Consider the following 15823-nt stretch of genomic DNA (forward strand, 5'->3'; position numbering starts at 1 on the left):
CCTCGCATTATATGTTGCGGAGGTGATTGAGCTTGCGCAAAACAACTGGCGCAGTGCTGCTGCTTTCTTTGATGATGGCGACAACGACGGCTTGTGGTACGTACAACAATGAACGTAACAAAAACGGTGTAACAACGAACCGGTATCAGTCTCAATCGGTAAGGAACTACCACCAGGATGCTAATCGTTATAGCCTGAACAGCGTAACTGGCATGGATCACCTCAACCGTACAAACACAAGTACGAACATGAATGCCAACACGAACACGAACACGAACAACAACGTCAATGCAAGCTCGTATAACCGTGCATTGGCAGAGAAGCTTTCGAAGAAAGCCGCAGCTGTTAGAGGAGTAAGTCATGCAACGGCAGTTGTCTATGGCAATGATGCGATTATTGGTGTCGATGTGAAAACTGGCGAGAATACTCGCAAGGTCGAGCAGAAGGTTCATGATAGTGTACGCGCCGAGGCGAAGGGCTTAAAGCTTCATATTACAAGCGACAAAAATATTCATACGCGTATTCGTTCGTTGTATGGACAATTAACGGGTACGGGTACGGGTACGGGTACGGGTACGGGTACGGGTACGGGTACGGGTACAGGTACAGGTGTCAATAATGGCACTTCCGTACGTCCATACGGAACGACTGGAACGTATAATGGTCTAGGCACGAACGGCCGTTATGACAACACGACTACGTACGGTCTTGGCAATGGCACGTTCAACCGCACGCACAATGGTACTGAAAATGCGCTTGGACTGAATAATCGTCTGAACAATAGCTACCAATCGTTGGGGACGAACGGTACGTATAACTTGTATGGCACGAACGGTACGGATGGGCTGAGACACCCGATTCGTACGTTTGGCAATGATATTCGTGCCATCATTGATGATATCGGCAATGCCGTAACTGCCCCACTCCGCTAAAACAAATACCAAACGAGGGATGAGCCGCTGCACAGCTGAGCGCGGCTTGTCCTTTTTGCTGTTTGGAGATACTCATTCATTTTTTGTTTCGATATGCTCCAGGGGAGATGCCATATCGTTCGCGGAACAGACGGTGAAAATAAGCATAGCTGCCAAGTCCCGTCTCTGATGCGATTTGCTCAAGTGATAACAGACTGTGATCCATCAGCTTCATGGCGTGGGCAAGCCTAAGCTGCTGCGTATAACGAATGATTGAAGTGCCAAAATGCTGTTTGAACAAATAGACCGCACGCGACACACTCAGCCCGGTATGATGAGCCACATCGGCAAGCGTCAGCTCGCCAGCCGCATGCTCCTCGATATACTGCCGCATGCGAAGTGCATGATAGGCAGCGGGTGATTGATCCTCTGGGGCCTCTTCAATAGCACGATCGATCAGCAGCAGAAGGGACCAGGCTAGCGCAGTGACAACTGCGGGGTTACCGCCATCAAGTCTTCTTTTCTCCAAAATAATCTGCCGCCATACCGCCTGCAGACGAGTGTCCTCCGCGATCTTCGTCAGCGTTGGCCGAGGCTTCATCTCCCACCATTCCTTCATGCCTGGCCCGTTGCTCATTACATAGTAATCACCGGATTGTGTAAACGTTTCCTGTCCGTAACCGATGCGCAAATCGTAGATATCGCCTGGTTTGAACAGCAGCAGATCCCCCGGTTTGATATCGCGAATTTCACCATCAACTAAGGCTTGGCAGAATCCTTCAATTTGAAGGCGAACGATGTATGTATCTAGACCCTGATCAAATAAATGGTGAAATGGATGCTGGTGCTTCGAATATTCGCTGAGGTCGACATGAATCTCCTGCATCGTGATGTCTGGCTCCCCTCTCACTGTGACTCGGATAACTTCAGTCAGATTGTTGATGTTTTCAAGCATATTGTTTCTTCAAGCGATTGACTGGCTCCTATTATAATAAATGCATGAGGAATTAGGAAAGGGGAGCAAGGCAGATGACGACTCGTACAGTAAGAACGATTCAAACGGCACAAGGCACACAGGACCGGTTAACAGAGGCGCTTCCAATTGAGCTGCGCGATGATGTACAAGGCATTGAGAATAAAGTGATTAACGTATATGAAGATGTAGAGTTCCAATCCATTATTGGCTTTGGCGGCGCTATCACGGAGGCTTCCGTTGTAACGGCATCGAAACTGAGCCAAGCGAACAGTAAGCGTATTCTTGATGCTTATTATGATCAGAAGGACGGCATCGGCTACACGATTTGCCGCACGCACATTAACAGCTGTGACTTCTCGCTTGGCAACTATACGTATGTTCAGGATGACGATGCAGAGCTCGAAAGCTTCGACATCGGCCACGACCGCGAGCTGATGATTCCTTACATTCAACAAGCGAAGGCGCTTGCGGGCGATAACTTCACGTTCTATGCATCGCCATGGAGCCCGCCTGCTTGGATGAAGACGACTGGCGAGATGAACAACGGCGGCAAGCTGAAGCCGGAATATCGCAATGCTTGGGCTCGTTACTATGTGAAGTTCATTGAAGCATACGAGGCTGAAGGTCTGCCGGTATGGGGCCTTACCGTTCAGAACGAGGCGAAAGCCGTTCAGATCTGGGATTCGTGCATCTATACGGCTGAGGAAGAGCGCGACTTCGTTCGTGACTATCTCGGACCGGAGCTGCATCGTGCTGGCCGTGCAGATGTGAAAGTTATGATCTGGGATCATAACAAAGAGCGCGTCTACGATCGTGCTAGAACGGCATTCGAAGATGCAGAAGCGACCAAGTATATCTGGGGCCTCGGCTTCCACTGGTACTCTGGCGACCACTTCGAAGCGCTGCAGGCGGTGAAGCACCGCTACCCGTCGAAAGGTCTGATCTTCACAGAAGGCTGCCATGAGGGCGGCGTACAGCTCGGCTCTTGGAAGAGCGGCGAACGGTATGCGCATGATATCATCGGCAACTTGAACAACGGCATGGAAGGCTGGACGGACTGGAACATCGTGCTCGATGAGCAGGGCGGACCGAATCATGTCGGCAACTACTGCGATACGCCAATCATTGCGGATACGAAGAACGACTCGCTGACGTTCCAATCGTCTTACTATTACATCGGACATTTCAGCAAATATATTCGTCCGGGTGCGGTCCGCATTGGATGCACGAAATATACGGAAAATCTTCAAACGACCGCATTCCGCAATCCGGATGGCGAAATTGTTGTCGTTATTCTTAACCGTACGGACGAGCAGCAGCCTTATGTGCTTCGCAACCGCGAGCAAGTAGCGGAAGGCAGCATTCCAGCACACGGCATCCAAACGCTGTTATTCAATCTATAGGAGGAGGCGGCAGCGATGACAGAGCGTTCGACTCGTGCATGGCTGACACCTGAAATCAGGCAGCAGGCGGAGCAATTGATTGCCCGCATGTCGCTTGATGAGAAGGTTGGACAGATGACGCAGTACGATTGGGGCTTTAACCCGATTAACCCGGAGACAGGCGTCTCGGTACGGGATCTGCTTCGGGATGAAATCCGTCAAGGGCGCGTCGGCTCTATCTTCAACTTATCTGGTGCAGAAGAAGCGAATGAACTGCAGCGGCTCATAGCGGAACATACGGAGCATCGCATCCCGCTGCTTATCGGACGCGATGTTATCCACGGCTATAAGACGGTGTTCCCGATTCCATTGGCGCAAGCTTCAGCCTGGAATCCGGCACTTGCTTATCGCACCGCAGAGGCGGCTTCCCGCGAGTCGATGGCGGACGGCGTTGCTTGGGTATTCGCACCGATGATCGATGTAAGCCGCGACCCTCGTTGGGGGCGGATTGCTGAAAGTATCGGCGAAGATCCATTGCTGACGTCACAGTACAGCAGAGCATGGGTCGAAGGCTCGCAAGTAGCAGATGCGCCAGGTCAGGCAACGGCCAGCTGTCCGAAGCATTATGCTGGATATGGTCTGGCGGAAGCGGGACGCGATTATAACACAGTCGATCTGTCGGATCGCGAGCTGCGCGATGTCATCCTGCCTCCTTTCCGCGAGGCGGTTGAAGCAGGTGCGCTAAGCATTATGGCCTCCTTCAACGAGATCAATGGTATCCCGGCTTGTGCGAACGAGTATTTGCTGAAGACCATTCTACGTGATGAATGGGGCTTCGAAGGCATTGTGGCGAGCGACTATAATGCGCTGCAAGAGCTGATCGTTCATGGGGTCGCTGGCAGTGAAGAAGAGGCATGTGAGCTGGCTGTGCTGGCGGGCTGCGATATGGACATGCATTCGGGCTTCTATATGCGTCACCTGCCGAAGCTTGTTCGTGAAGGTCGCGTACCAGCATCTGTCGTCGACACATCGGTCCTTCGCATTCTAGCGGTCAAAATCAAGCTCGGCTTGCTGGAGCAGCCGTTCGTTGAAGTACCTTCCGTCGAAGCTGCTGAAGCTGCGCGGGTACAGTTCACAGCGCTGGCGCGAGAGGCTGCGCAGCAGTCCATCGTGCTGCTTCGGAATGAAGCGCAGGTGCTTCCGCTGCAGAAGAGCGGCAGCTCGATCGCGGTTATTGGACCTTTTGCACATAATCGCAAAGACCCGCTTGGCTGCTGGGCGTTCGACGGCAAGCCAGAGGACGTCGTCAGTCTGCTTGATGGCATTCGCCACGCAGTAGGCAGCAGCGCAGCGGTTCACTATGCGGAAGGCTGCAGCGTAAGTGTCGATACGATGGCAGCCAGCGGTCTAACGGAAGCGAATATCGAACAGGTGCTTGAAGCAGCGCGGCAATCCGACGTCGTTGTGCTGGCGCTAGGCGAATCGCTTGAGATGAGCGGCGAGTCACGCTCGCGTACGTCGCTGGACCTGCCGGGTGCACAGCGCCAGCTCGTTGAAGCGGTAGCTGCGCTTGGCAAGCCCATTGTGGCCGTACTCATGAGCGGTCGTCCGCTTGCGCTGCCATGGCTGGAGCAATATGCATCGGCTATCATGCAAGCTTGGCACCTGGGCGTTCAGAGCGGCAATGCGATCGCGGATGTACTGTTCGGTGACTACAATCCGAGCGGGCGTCTGCCGGTTACGGTTCCGCGCAGCGTTGGTCAAGTGCCGATCTACTACTATCGTAAGAAGACGGGCAGACCTCCTGGCGGCGTGTACTCCTCGTACTATATCGATTCGACGACTGAGCCGCTGTATCCGTTCGGCTATGGACTGAGCTATACCGCTTTCCAATACAGCGCAATTACGGTGTCGGATGCTTCAATCGGTGTGGCTGGCAAGAGTAGTGTATCTGTTACGGTAACCAATACAGGTGATACCGCGGGTACGGAGATCGTGCAATGCTACATTCGCGACGAGGTTGCGAGTGTCACGCAGCCGCTGAAGAAGCTAATCGGCTTCTGCCGATTGCAGCTTGCGCCAGGCGAATCGGGATACGCAGCCTTCGAGATCGGAGAGCGGCAGCTGGCGATCCTTGATAAAGACATGAAGCGGACGGTTGAGCCGGGACGCTTCACGATTTGGGTTGGTCCCAACGCGAGCAGCGGCGATGCGGTGTCGATTGTAGTGGAGTAGAGCATTCTTAGAGTCGGGAAGCAGCTCGTTCATTGACATTATTTTTATAAAAAATGAAGGGCATTGACCATCGATGTGGCATCGAGCGTCAGTGCCCTTTTGTAAAAAAGTGGTGAACCATATGAAGCAAGCGGTGGAAGCGAGCAGGGTCAATAAGCCGGTCTGGTCCTTGTATACGGATATTGAACGGTATGTGATTGAACGTTTGGCGCGCGGCGTTACGTTGAAGGAAGTAGCGAATCGATTCGCGTACTCCCCGAACTATTTTGGCGTGTTGTTCAGAGATCAGGTAGGCATCAGCTTCAACGATTTCCTCGTCGGGCTGCGCATGAATCGTGCGAAGGAGATGCTGCAGTCTCAGCGGTTCAAGATTTATGAAGTGGCTGACCAAGTGGGCTATAAGAGCTTGACGTACTTCACGCGTACGTTCAAGAAGGCGTACGGGATGACGCCGGGGAGTTATAAGAAGTTGGGTTAAGCGGCTGGATGAGTGCGGATGATGCCGAAATCCGATAAAACGCATAGAAGTTACCTTGTGCCCGAAGCGTATGAGATGTCAGATTGGTGACACTCTATACGGAGTGTGCAGCATATGAAGGACGAAGGTGGACCCACTTGCACGAGAAGAAAAAACGGGATTTGGCCGCGCTTGCCACAATTCCGTTAATTATGACGTTGGCTAATTCGATGCTTATTCCTGTGCTGCCGTTAATGCAGCGGAAGCTGGGTATTACGTCGCTCCAATCAAGCCTCATCATTACCGTGTATGCCGCTGTATCGATTATTTGTATCCCAATTGCAGGATATTTGTCCGATCGTTTCGGACGCAAGCTCATTATTATTGTCGGACTTTCCATCGCAGCCGCCGGTGGTGTAGTGTCTGGTTGTGCGGCCTGGTTAATGGATGGACATGCTGCATATTGGTGGATCATCGCAGGACGGTTCATTCAGGGAATTGGTGCGGCGGGGGCGTTCCCGATCGTTCTTCCGTTGGTTGGCGATATGCTGAAGGAAGAGGAGCAGGTGAGCAGTGGACTTGGGATGATCGAGAGCTCGAATACGCTCGGAAAGGTCGTCAGTCCGATCGCCGGATCCGCCTTGGCGCTTGTTGTGTGGTATTTGCCGTTGATCGTTATTCCGTTTATTTGTCTCATCTCGATCGTTGCGGTCGCTGTTTTCGTCAATAAGCCGAAGGGGCAGCAGCAAACGAAAGCGTCAGTGCGGGAATTCATTAAGGGAGTGCGGGCCATTCTGTCTGAGAACGGCCGATGGCTGTACGCCATATTCGCGATCGGCTGTCTTGGCATGTACATCATGTTCGGCTTTTTGTATGACTTGTCATCGGTATTGGAGAAGAAGCACCACATTGATGGGGTCATCAAAGGGCTGGTGCTGGCCATTCCGCTTGGTGCGATATGCCTCGCTTCCTTCATCGTTGGCAAGAAGATCGGGAGCAACAAGACAGCCATGAAGTGGCTGACAGTAATCGGCACAGCGGCAGCGGCTGCTTCCATGGCGGCGATTGCAATGCTTGCGCCCAAAGGACTGTTCATGCTGATGCTGCTAATCTCGATTGCTGGCGCGGGCATTGGGCTGGTGCTGCCAAGTTTGGATGCGCTCATAACGGAGGGGATCGACAAAAAGCAGCGCGGTACCATTACGTCGCTCTACAGCAGCATGCGGTTCATTGGCGTTGCGGCAGGACCGCTGCTCGCCTCGGTCATGCTCGACCGCGAGCGGCTCATGTTCTGGATCTTCACCGCAGTCAGCCTCGCAAGCTGCGCAGTCGCATTGTTCGCGATACGGCCGAAGCAGATGGGCGAGGCTGAAAAGGGGAAATAGAGTTGGAGCCCCCGTCCTACACGAGCGTTGCTCGTGCAGGACGGGGGTTGTTTGTGTTGTTGAATTTCTACCCACCCAAACCCTCCCTGCTAGGGAGGGCCCCAAAGGGCGTGTGCCCTCTGGACTCCCTACAAGGACGCGATTTTGATGATGTGATTCGTGCGCCCGCCCTTGCCGCATTCGCGGCAAAGCTTCTGTTCGAAGTACCTAGGCACGGTCTATCGCCTGCATACTTACTTCGTGCGTGCCCAACAGTCACCGCCCATTAATGGGACTACGATAAGCTGCGCCAGTTGGTGCACTTCGTTGGTCGTGCAGGCTGGTGGTGATACGGCTTGGTTAGCTGGTTTACGGCACGGTGAACGAGGTGCATTTCTGCACCTTATTGTTTGGCTGATGCTGCAAAATGACTGATAAGGTGCATATCTGCACCTTATGGGAGTTTGGGTAGAACTTTCGGCAAAATATAGTGCAGATATGCACTATATTTGAGGTCCGGCAGCGGGTGGAGCAGGATATGGTGCATTTCTGCACTACGTTAGTACAGAGACGTTGCTCGTGTAAGGTGCACATGTGCAACGAGAAAGAGGCGTACATGACCGACTTGGTGCAGATCGATCAGATCTACAACGACAGTCGTCGTCCGTATACGCCATTTAGGTTGAAGTTACGCACCGTACCTACGTATGTTTCCCGCCCGACGCACGAGGCGCCGGCGGCTTCATTTTTGCACCACAACAACTCCGCATGCTTACTCCGTATACGACTTCAACGGCTTCTTCGCTGGACCTTCGAGCACCTCGCCCTTGTAGGAGAAACGCGAGCCGTGGCACGGGCAGTCCCAGGTCCGGTCGCCTTCGTTCCATTCCACTTCGCAGCCCATATGCGTGCAGGTCGTATCGACCAGATGGAGCGTTCCGTCATCCTCGCGGTAAGCGCCTGCGCGTTTGCCATACACCTGCACGACACTGCCTTCGCCAGGCTCAACCGAGTCCGGATGGCGGCGAACGAGCTCCAATTTGCCTGCGAGCAGATGCACAGCGACATCGGTATTGGTCGAGAGGAAGTGGCGGAATGCAGGGTCGGCGTAGAAGCGCGACGGCGAGAACAGCTCCTCATATTTATTGTCGACACCAAGAATCATGTCCTTCAGCAGCAGCGCGGCAGCTGTACCCGTAGACATGCCCCATTTGCGATAACCGGTAGCGATGAAGGCATACGGCTCGTTCTGGGTAACGCGCCCGATGTAGGGGATGTTGTCCAGTGTCGTCAAATCCTGAGCGGACCAGCGGTACGCAATCTCCAGATCGCCGAACGTCTCCCGTGCGAATTGCTCCAGTGCTTCGTAGTGTTTAATCGTGCAAATTCCTTGCCCCGTCTTATGCTTCTCGCCGCCGACAATGAGCAGATTCTCTCCATTGTAATGAACTTGTCGGATCGAGCGGGGCGGGTCGTCGCAGCTTAGATACATGCCGCCAGGATATTCATCCTTCATCCGAAGTGCGAGCACATAAGACCGTTCTGCATACATACGAGCGAAATAGAACCCTTGCACACTGTAAAAAGGAAAATGCGAGCATGACACGACATCTCGGCAGGTCACGGTATGGCCGGCAGCCGTTTTCACTATACTGGCGGGATCTCCATGATCGATGCTTAGGGCCGTCGTATTCTCGAACACGAGTCCGCCCCGTTCAACGAAAGATTTGACCAGATGCTGCAAATATGCAACAGGGTGGAATCGCGCTTGATCGCTCATGACGATCGCGGCTTTAGAATCAATTTCAAAAGGAATGCGTTCAACACGCTCGCCGGGAATGCCAAGCCGCTGATAGGCGACCCATTCGTTATCGATTTTCTCAATATTGTCTACCGTCGTCGTGTAGACGTAAGCATCCTCCCTAGTCAGATCGCATTCAATATGATGTTTGCTGACGCGCTCACGGATGAAGGCAAGCGCTTCGCTGTTCGCTTCATAATATAAGCGGGCTTTCTCCGCACCGATATGGTGAATGAGCTCGTCGTAAATGAGATCGTGCTGCGCGGATATTTTGGCCGTCGTATGCCCTGTTGTGCCCGTAAGAAGACGTCCCGCTTCGAGCAGCGCTACGCGCTTGCCCTCTTCTGCGAGCAGGCAAGCCAGTGTGATGCCGGTAATGCCGCCGCCAACGACAGCAACATCAACCTCCACGTCTTTGTCTAGGGAACTAAACTGCTCACGCTCCGTCGACTCGAGCCAATAGGAGCTTGGTGCCTCGGGCAGTCCGGCATAGGATAGAGATGAATCGTTCGTCATGGATATACAGTCTCCTGGTTTGTGGTTTTTCTATATGATGCCATATAATCCAAAAACTTATGACAGGCTTGAGCATAGTGCGCCTATTAATACCGATACTACAGATGTTAACCATCAAAGCGAGGTGTATCTATGAGGGCGGTCACGTTCCAAGGCGTGCAGCAGGTTGAAGTACAAGAAGTGCGGGATGCCGCCATTGAGGATAAAGAGGATATCGTTGTACGCATTACAAGTACAGCGATTTGCGGTTCGGACCTGCATCTGTATGAAGGAAGCATTCCGCTTCCGCCGGGTTATGTCATCGGCCACGAGCCCATGGGAATTGTGGAGGAAGTAGGACCAGGTGTTACCCGAGTGTCAAAAGGCGACCGCGTCGTCATTCCTTTCAACGTCTCGTGCGGACGATGCCATTATTGTCAGCACCAGATGGAGAGCCAATGCGATAACAGCAATCCTCACTATGATTCGGGCGGTTATCTCGGCTATTCGGAGAAATACGGGAATTATCCGGGCGGGCAGGCTCAATATTTGCGCGTGCATTTCGGCAATTTTGCACCATTCGTCATTCCGAAGGACTGCGAGCTGGAGGATGAATCGCTGCTCTTCCTATCGGACGTTCTCCCGACGGCCTATTGGAGCGTCGATAACGCTGGGGTGAAGTCCGGCGATACCGTTATTGTGCTCGGCTGCGGGCCTGTGGGACTGATGGCGCAGAAGTTCGCCTGGATGAAAGGGGCGAAGCGCGTCATCGCAGTCGATCATTTGGACTATCGGCTAAAGCATGCGAAGGAGATCAACAAGGTTGAAACGTATGATTTCACGCGGGATGACGATATGGGGGAATACCTGAAAGAAATCACGCATGGCGGAGCAGACGTTGTCATTGATTGCGTGGGGATGGACGGGAAGAAGTCGCCGCTCGAATGGTTGGAGCAAAAGCTCAAGCTTCAGGGAGGAACGCTTGGTCCAATCCAAATCGCTACGAAAGCTGTCCGTAAGTGCGGGACGGTTCAAATTACAGGCGTATACGGCAGCACCTACAACATGTTCCCGCTCGGCGCCTTCTTCGCGCGCAATATTACGTTGAAAATGGGCCAGGCACCGGTGGTTCACTATATGCCCGAGCTCTATCAGCGAATCGTGAAGGGCGAGTTTGATCCGAAAGCGATCATCACCCATCGGCTTCCGCTTGAAGAGGCAGCGCATGCTTATCATATCTTTAATAACCATGAGGATGGCTGCGTGAAAGTTGTGTTGAAGCCGTAATATTGGAATGAGGGAGAGGAATCTCCCTCATTTTTTACTAGGGTACGTTATGCCTATCTTGAAATCTTGAAACTGCTGCGACATTCTATGTCGTACCAACTCCCGTATGATGAGCATGTACACCACGATCTACACCAACGCTCATCATCGAACAAGGGGTTGTCACTCACAATGGTCAAAACAAAACGAGGCCGCGTTCTCTGGAGCCTGCCTTCGCGCGGCCGCGGCACATGCCCGGTCTGCCATGCGACGCGCATTAAGCTGCTGTATACACGTTCCCAGACAAACGGTAAGTCCGTCAAGGTATGCAAAAGATGCCAGAACGCAGCGGTTGAAGCGATCGATCGTATTCCGGTCTGAACGACCGCGAACCTGTAAGGAGCTCTTCTTCTTGCTAGTAAGAGGAAGGGCTCTTTTCTCATGTTGGAAAAAAAGTTGCCAAGCTTTTCTAGCTTCCGTTACGCTTAATACAATAGAAGCAGCTTGGCGATGAGGTGACGAACGGACAATGAGCAACACGCACCGGATTCAATGGTTCGATCAGCAAATAAGAGAAGCCCGCTATCCGAACAGCAACCATCTGGCGGAGCGGTTCGAAATATCGAAGCGGCAGGCGCAGCGCGATATTGAATATATGGGAGCCTCGCTGCGAGCGCCGCTTGTCTATGATGCCAAGCGGCGCGGATACAGCTATGACGATTCGGCCTATGTGCTGCCGCATCTCTATATGACGGAGGACGAGAAGCGGGTATTGAAGTATCTCGTCCATCGGTACAGTCAGTATAACTACGATCACGCCGATACGGCGCATCGCGTCGCCCGATTGCTAGACCGATTCACGGATGAATCGGAGTCGGAACTATACGATCGGCTGCCGATGTTTAATGCCGATCCGCGCATGATGCAGCTGGTACTGCTGCTGACGGAGGCGATCAAGCGCTCGCGGCTCGTTCAACTTGTTTATGAGGGCGAGCAGTTAACGATTCAGCCGACTCGGCTGCTGTCTCGCTATAATGACGATTACGTAGCGGCGTACTGTGATAACGGGCAGGAGCAGCGGCATTTCCGTCTATCTGCGATCGCGCATGCGACGATTGTTGAGCAGACGGCTGCGATCGCGAGTCTGACGAATGTTCGAGCGTCCACGGGGAATGAGAGCGGGGCGCCTGCGCGAAAGCCTTTCACAGCGAAGGTCCGTCTCGTGGAGCCGCTTGAATGCGGCGAGACATGGAACGGATTTTCTTCAGCGTGCTCAGATGTTGATCCGCTGCTGTACGAGGTTGATTTTTACGATACGAATGCGTTTGTGCGGCACTTGATGGTGGCCGAGTGGGACGAGCTGCTCGCGCCGAAATGGCTGCGGGAGAAGCTGCGCCTGCATTGCTCGGCCGTGCTGACGCGATTGGATAAGGAGCGGTAACGTTGTCGAGCGTCTACTTACACCATATACGAATGAAACGGGAATCCAAATCATTCGTCGATAGCATGTATGCGATATTAACCGCTGCAGGCTTGTTCGAGGGACCGAAGTATAGGCTGTCGGGTTTATCGGGCATGGCTTTCAAGTTCACAGTGCATGAACGGCTGCTTCCTCTGTCCGTGACGGCGTACGGTCAATGGGGACTTGAACATGGTCCAGCGGTAGACAATCTTGGACTGCTCACGATATGGGATGGGGGCCGCACTCGTCATCTGACGTTCGAACATTACCAGAAGGATGCAGTCAACTGGATAAAAGCCAGCCTTGACCGTGGTCTAGGCGTCATCCATTGGATTCCAGAGTTTGGTATTATTCATGGGTATGACGATGACGACGGCGTGTTCTTCTTACAGGATGGATGGTCGCAGGAGGATCATATTGTGCTGTATGACAATCTGGGTCTGAATTTCACGCCGTTCTGGTATGTACAGATGTTCGGGGAGAAAGTCGCTGTACCGCTTGAGGAGCAAGTGCTGGAATCGGCGCGGTTAGCGATCCACGATTGGCATACGCCGTTCAAAACGCTGCCGAACAAGGACATCGCATCCGGCAAGCTTGCATACGAGTTTTTCATTGGTGCGCTGAAGAGCGGCGACTTCGATGAGGGCGGAGGAAGATACATCCTAGATTCGTATCGGTATGCACGGCAAGAGATTCGCGATTATCTCTCAGAGATGCAGACTCTGTGGCCCGAGATAGCGGAGGCTTACAAGTATTACGCAGAACTGAGTGGGCTCATCGCGGATATAAGCTTCGAGCATAGCGGAGGCGTGTCGGCGATGAAGGATAAGCTTGCGGCAGCGGCGCAGCTGGAAGATCGGGCGATTCAACAGTTCAGCAAGCTGTCCGTACGTTATGCCGATCCGTCTCGGACGATTGAGACAAGATGGAACACACATTCATCAAGGTAGTGTTGAGACTGGAGGCGTGGAAGCGATGGTATCCCTTACAGCAAATAAACTTCAGCATTTTCATATGAAGGCGGAGTCGAGACCGTATCTTGATGCGATGCATGCGGTATTGACGCATGCAGGCTGGACGACGTTGTCCAAGCCGATGCTGGCGGGGATGACGGTGAACGGCTTTCGCATGGCGGTCCATCGCAGGCTGACGGCCGAGTCGACGACGGCGTACAACTGGCATGCGGAGCATTTTCTCGCGGCGGATTTCATTGGGGTAATGTGCAGCTCCAAGGCGGAATTCACCTTCAAGCGAACGTTCCCGCTCTATCGCAAGCAGGCGATCGGAGATATACGCTCTTCGATCGACCGCGGTATTGCGGCTATCTGCTGGCATAACGGGCAATTCGTTGCGATTGTGGGCTATGAGGATGTCGAAGACGGCTCAGGTAGTGGCGGCACTGGGAATGACTCAGTCAGGTTGTTCTATGCCGATGGATGGTCTGATGAGGTTAAGCCGTTCAACGATAGGGATTTCGGAGTTGGAGAAGATCGCGAGAATCCATCTCCGTATTGGTATTATCAGATATTCGAAGGCTGTATTCCAATGGATGAGGCGGCTGTGATGAAGGAGTCGTTCTTGCAGGCGATATTCAAATGGGAGACGCATGACGGTACGCTGCCGGAGAAGGACTATGCTTGCGGAGCAGCGGTGTATGATGCAATCCTTCAGGCACTCCGCAGCGGCGATTATGATCAGGCGGGGGCAAGCGAGACATTCCGATGCATGGCGGTTGCGAAGCGGGACATTGCGGCGTATATGTCCGAGGCGGAGCGGCGATGGCCGGCGGCTGTTGAGGCGGCAGCGCATTATTATCGTGTTGCGGAGCTTTTCACAGGTATCGAGGCTGCGGCAATCAATCAAGTAGATGAGCTGTGCGGATTATTCCAAGAGGCCAAGCAGGCCGAGACGCAGGCGATCGAAGCGCTTCGGCAGCTTGTTCGTGAGACGGTCGACAATCGGTTCCATGATGTGGGGCTGCGATAACTCGACTCGACGTGCTATTTTACCGCCCGCAATAGCGGTTCTAGCAGCGTCTTCAGCTGATCTTCGTGACACTGCAGCCAGTTGTCCCGCTCGATGAGCTGATTCGCAATATAAGCAAACGCAGCTGCGTTGTCTTTGCCAGAACGATTTTGTCCAATATAGATATGTAAGACAGCAATATGGTACAAGCGGGTTAAGGTGCGAAGCTGCTGCATTTCCTCGTAGGTGCAGCCGCCATACAAGGCATATCCCTCAATGAAAGCTTGCGCCATCTCTAGCGAGCCGCCTGACATGTGGAGCACATGATTGAGGCTGATCGCGAACTCCAGGAACCGAATATCTTCCGCAAGGAAATCGAAATCCAACACGCCCGTTATACGCTGCTCAACAGCTAACAGGTTGAAGACAAGCAAATCGTGGTGCACCACTTGTCTAGGCAAGGCGGACAGTGCATCGCGATTCGCTTCAACCGAAGCGAGCGATTCCTCATATATACGCCGCTGCTCATCCGTAATGGGAAAAGGCGGCGTCTCCCAGAAAGCAGCAGCTGCCTCTCGAGTGGCAAGAGGATGAAGCCGATAGAAATCGGTGAAAGGAATGCCCGTGTAAGGATGGCAATCCTTCAGTTCTCCAAATTCTCTAAGCCTCACGCTAACTTCACCAACGACTTGTCCTAACGCGTTCGCATCAGCAAGCGTTGAAAGCGGGGGAGCAGCGCCTTCGATGTACGTGACGAGCGCCCCCAGTGTCCCATCCGATAATATCACATATCCCTCGCCATTCCTTGTAGGCAGAAACGCAGGGATTTCAAAAGCTAGCGGCAGTTCGTTTAGAAACGACGTCACTTTCATCTCTAAGCTCAAGCTATCCTGAGACTTCGTATAACGGTTATAATGACGAACGACATATTTACGGTCCTGCACCGTTACGAACCTTGTCGTATTCGTTAGCCCGAAGGGAACGGGCTCTGTGCTTACATGATCGAGCGGAAAATAGTGTTCAATAATCGTATCGATCGTATCTGTCATAACTGCGATTCCTCCTGTTCATCCAAGCTGTCAGCTTATTGCTTCAGCGCCTTCGCCTTACCAAACGCGGTATCCAGAATGCTGTACAGCGCCCCGGCCAGACCGAATAGCATATACGCGCTGCTCTTATGGAGATGAAATTCTCTCACGAAGGATTCATTGTACAAGACGTCAAAAAAATACGATCCTGCGTATATTCCCAAGCCACAGTATAGCGCATAGTGGAGCGGCCAGACGCGACGAGCCAATAGATGCAGCGCGGCTGTAACAAGTAGATATATAGCTGAAACGACGATCGATAAGAAAAAGGTGATGAACAAGAAGGCCACGCCCATATTGCGCAGTCCGTAATATTCCGTTGTCGTAATCTTGTTGCCCTCCAGTAGTTCAAGTCCGATGAAGGCTCCATTGAACATGACGACGGATGCAAACCATAGAATCAAATATCTCATGCGACGCG

At 52.9% G+C, this 15823-nt stretch carries 14 protein-coding genes; 10 read left to right on the forward strand and 4 right to left on the reverse strand.

The features are described 5' to 3' along the window. Positions 1–32 precede the first annotated feature (32 nt). Positions 33–932 (forward strand): YhcN/YlaJ family sporulation lipoprotein, encoded by a 900-nt coding sequence (locus DFQ01_RS20810; protein ID WP_174812791.1) that lies wholly within the window; start codon positions 33–35, stop codon positions 930–932. A gap of 76 nt (positions 933–1008) precedes the next feature. Here the strand turns inward: DFQ01_RS20810 and DFQ01_RS20815 are convergent, their stop codons facing one another. Next, positions 1009–1866, reverse strand: a complete 858-nt coding sequence (locus DFQ01_RS20815; protein ID WP_110045842.1) for an AraC family transcriptional regulator — start codon at positions 1864–1866, stop codon at positions 1009–1011. A 74-nt stretch (positions 1867–1940) separates the two neighbouring features. Here DFQ01_RS20815 and DFQ01_RS20820 point away from each other — a divergent pair, with 74 nt between their 5' ends. The 4 genes from DFQ01_RS20820 to DFQ01_RS20835 all read left to right on the forward strand — a co-directional run bounded on the left by DFQ01_RS20820 (position 1941) and on the right by DFQ01_RS20835 (position 7346). Continuing rightward, positions 1941–3290, forward strand: a complete 1350-nt coding sequence (locus tag DFQ01_RS20820) for a glycoside hydrolase family 30 protein (protein ID WP_110045843.1) — start codon at positions 1941–1943, stop codon at positions 3288–3290. Between the two features lie 15 nt (positions 3291–3305). Then, positions 3306–5504 (forward strand): beta-glucosidase BglX, encoded by a 2199-nt coding sequence (bglX, locus tag DFQ01_RS20825; RefSeq protein WP_110045844.1) that lies wholly within the window; start codon positions 3306–3308, stop codon positions 5502–5504. A 121-nt stretch (positions 5505–5625) separates the two neighbouring features. Next, positions 5626–5982 carry a helix-turn-helix domain-containing protein gene (locus tag DFQ01_RS20830; RefSeq protein ID WP_245946814.1) on the forward strand — a complete coding sequence of 119 codons (357 nt, stop codon included), beginning with the start codon at positions 5626–5628 and terminating at the stop codon, positions 5980–5982. Positions 5983–6119: 137 nt separating this feature from the next. Then, positions 6120–7346 (forward strand): MFS transporter, encoded by a 1227-nt coding sequence (locus DFQ01_RS20835; protein ID WP_110045846.1) that lies wholly within the window; start codon positions 6120–6122, stop codon positions 7344–7346. A 751-nt stretch (positions 7347–8097) separates the two neighbouring features. Here the strand turns inward: DFQ01_RS20835 and DFQ01_RS20840 are convergent. Further along, positions 8098–9642 (reverse strand): FAD-dependent oxidoreductase, encoded by a 1545-nt coding sequence (locus DFQ01_RS20840; protein WP_110045847.1) that lies wholly within the window; start codon positions 9640–9642, stop codon positions 8098–8100. A gap of 132 nt (positions 9643–9774) precedes the next feature. Between DFQ01_RS20840 and DFQ01_RS20845 the strand changes: the two genes are divergently transcribed. The 5 genes from DFQ01_RS20845 (at position 9775) to DFQ01_RS20865 (ending at position 14335) form a co-directional block, all read left to right on the forward strand. After that, positions 9775–10908 carry a zinc-dependent alcohol dehydrogenase gene (locus tag DFQ01_RS20845; protein ID WP_110045848.1) on the forward strand — a complete coding sequence of 378 codons (1134 nt, stop codon included), beginning with the start codon at positions 9775–9777 and terminating at the stop codon, positions 10906–10908. A 171-nt stretch (positions 10909–11079) separates the two neighbouring features. Continuing rightward, entirely contained in the window at positions 11080–11268 is a 189-nt protein-coding gene (locus tag DFQ01_RS20850; RefSeq protein WP_110045849.1) for a hypothetical protein, read from the forward strand. Positions 11269–11416: 148 nt separating this feature from the next. Next, entirely contained in the window at positions 11417–12328 is a 912-nt protein-coding gene (locus tag DFQ01_RS20855) for a helix-turn-helix transcriptional regulator (RefSeq protein WP_110045850.1), read from the forward strand. Between the two features lie 2 nt (positions 12329–12330). Further along, on the forward strand, positions 12331–13299 hold the full coding sequence (locus DFQ01_RS20860) for a hypothetical protein (protein WP_110045851.1): 969 nt from the start codon (positions 12331–12333) through the stop codon (positions 13297–13299). A gap of 25 nt (positions 13300–13324) precedes the next feature. Then, positions 13325–14335 carry a hypothetical protein gene (locus DFQ01_RS20865; protein WP_110045852.1) on the forward strand — a complete coding sequence of 337 codons (1011 nt, stop codon included), beginning with the start codon at positions 13325–13327 and terminating at the stop codon, positions 14333–14335. A 14-nt stretch (positions 14336–14349) separates the two neighbouring features. On the opposite strand, the gene DFQ01_RS20870 is transcribed toward DFQ01_RS20865, so the two are convergent. After that, positions 14350–15363: a phosphotransferase gene (locus DFQ01_RS20870; protein ID WP_110045853.1), complete on the reverse strand. Its 1014-nt coding sequence runs from the start codon at positions 15361–15363 to the stop codon at positions 14350–14352. 35 nt (positions 15364–15398) lie between these two features. After that, positions 15399–15815 carry a hypothetical protein gene (locus DFQ01_RS20875; protein WP_110045854.1) on the reverse strand — a complete coding sequence of 139 codons (417 nt, stop codon included), beginning with the start codon at positions 15813–15815 and terminating at the stop codon, positions 15399–15401. Positions 15816–15823 lie beyond the last annotated feature (8 nt).

The organism is Paenibacillus cellulosilyticus, assembly GCF_003182255.1.
Taxonomy (GTDB): domain Bacteria; phylum Bacillota; class Bacilli; order Paenibacillales; family Paenibacillaceae; genus Paenibacillus_T; species Paenibacillus_T cellulosilyticus.

What these genes read in the sequence shown, in the direction of transcription:
- bglX (WP_110045844.1), top strand. Translation starts at nt 3,306, where the DNA reads ATGACAGAGCGTTCGACTCGTGCATGGCTGACACCTGAAATCAGGCAG.
- DFQ01_RS20815 (WP_110045842.1), bottom strand. Translation starts at nt 1,866, where the DNA reads ATGCTTGAAAACATCAACAATCTGACTGAAGTTATCCGAGTCACAGTG.
- DFQ01_RS20855 (WP_110045850.1), top strand. Translation starts at nt 11,417, where the DNA reads ATGAGCAACACGCACCGGATTCAATGGTTCGATCAGCAAATAAGAGAA.
- DFQ01_RS20845 (WP_110045848.1), top strand. Translation starts at nt 9,775, where the DNA reads ATGAGGGCGGTCACGTTCCAAGGCGTGCAGCAGGTTGAAGTACAAGAA.
- DFQ01_RS20840 (WP_110045847.1), bottom strand. Translation starts at nt 9,642, where the DNA reads ATGACGAACGATTCATCTCTATCCTATGCCGGACTGCCCGAGGCACCA.
- DFQ01_RS20850 (WP_110045849.1), top strand. Translation starts at nt 11,080, where the DNA reads ATGGTCAAAACAAAACGAGGCCGCGTTCTCTGGAGCCTGCCTTCGCGC.
- DFQ01_RS20865 (WP_110045852.1), top strand. Translation starts at nt 13,325, where the DNA reads ATGGTATCCCTTACAGCAAATAAACTTCAGCATTTTCATATGAAGGCG.
- DFQ01_RS20820 (WP_110045843.1), top strand. Translation starts at nt 1,941, where the DNA reads ATGACGACTCGTACAGTAAGAACGATTCAAACGGCACAAGGCACACAG.
- DFQ01_RS20830 (WP_245946814.1), top strand. Translation starts at nt 5,626, where the DNA reads ATGAAGCAAGCGGTGGAAGCGAGCAGGGTCAATAAGCCGGTCTGGTCC.
- DFQ01_RS20875 (WP_110045854.1), bottom strand. Translation starts at nt 15,815, where the DNA reads ATGAGATATTTGATTCTATGGTTTGCATCCGTCGTCATGTTCAATGGA.
- DFQ01_RS20870 (WP_110045853.1), bottom strand. Translation starts at nt 15,363, where the DNA reads ATGACAGATACGATCGATACGATTATTGAACACTATTTTCCGCTCGAT.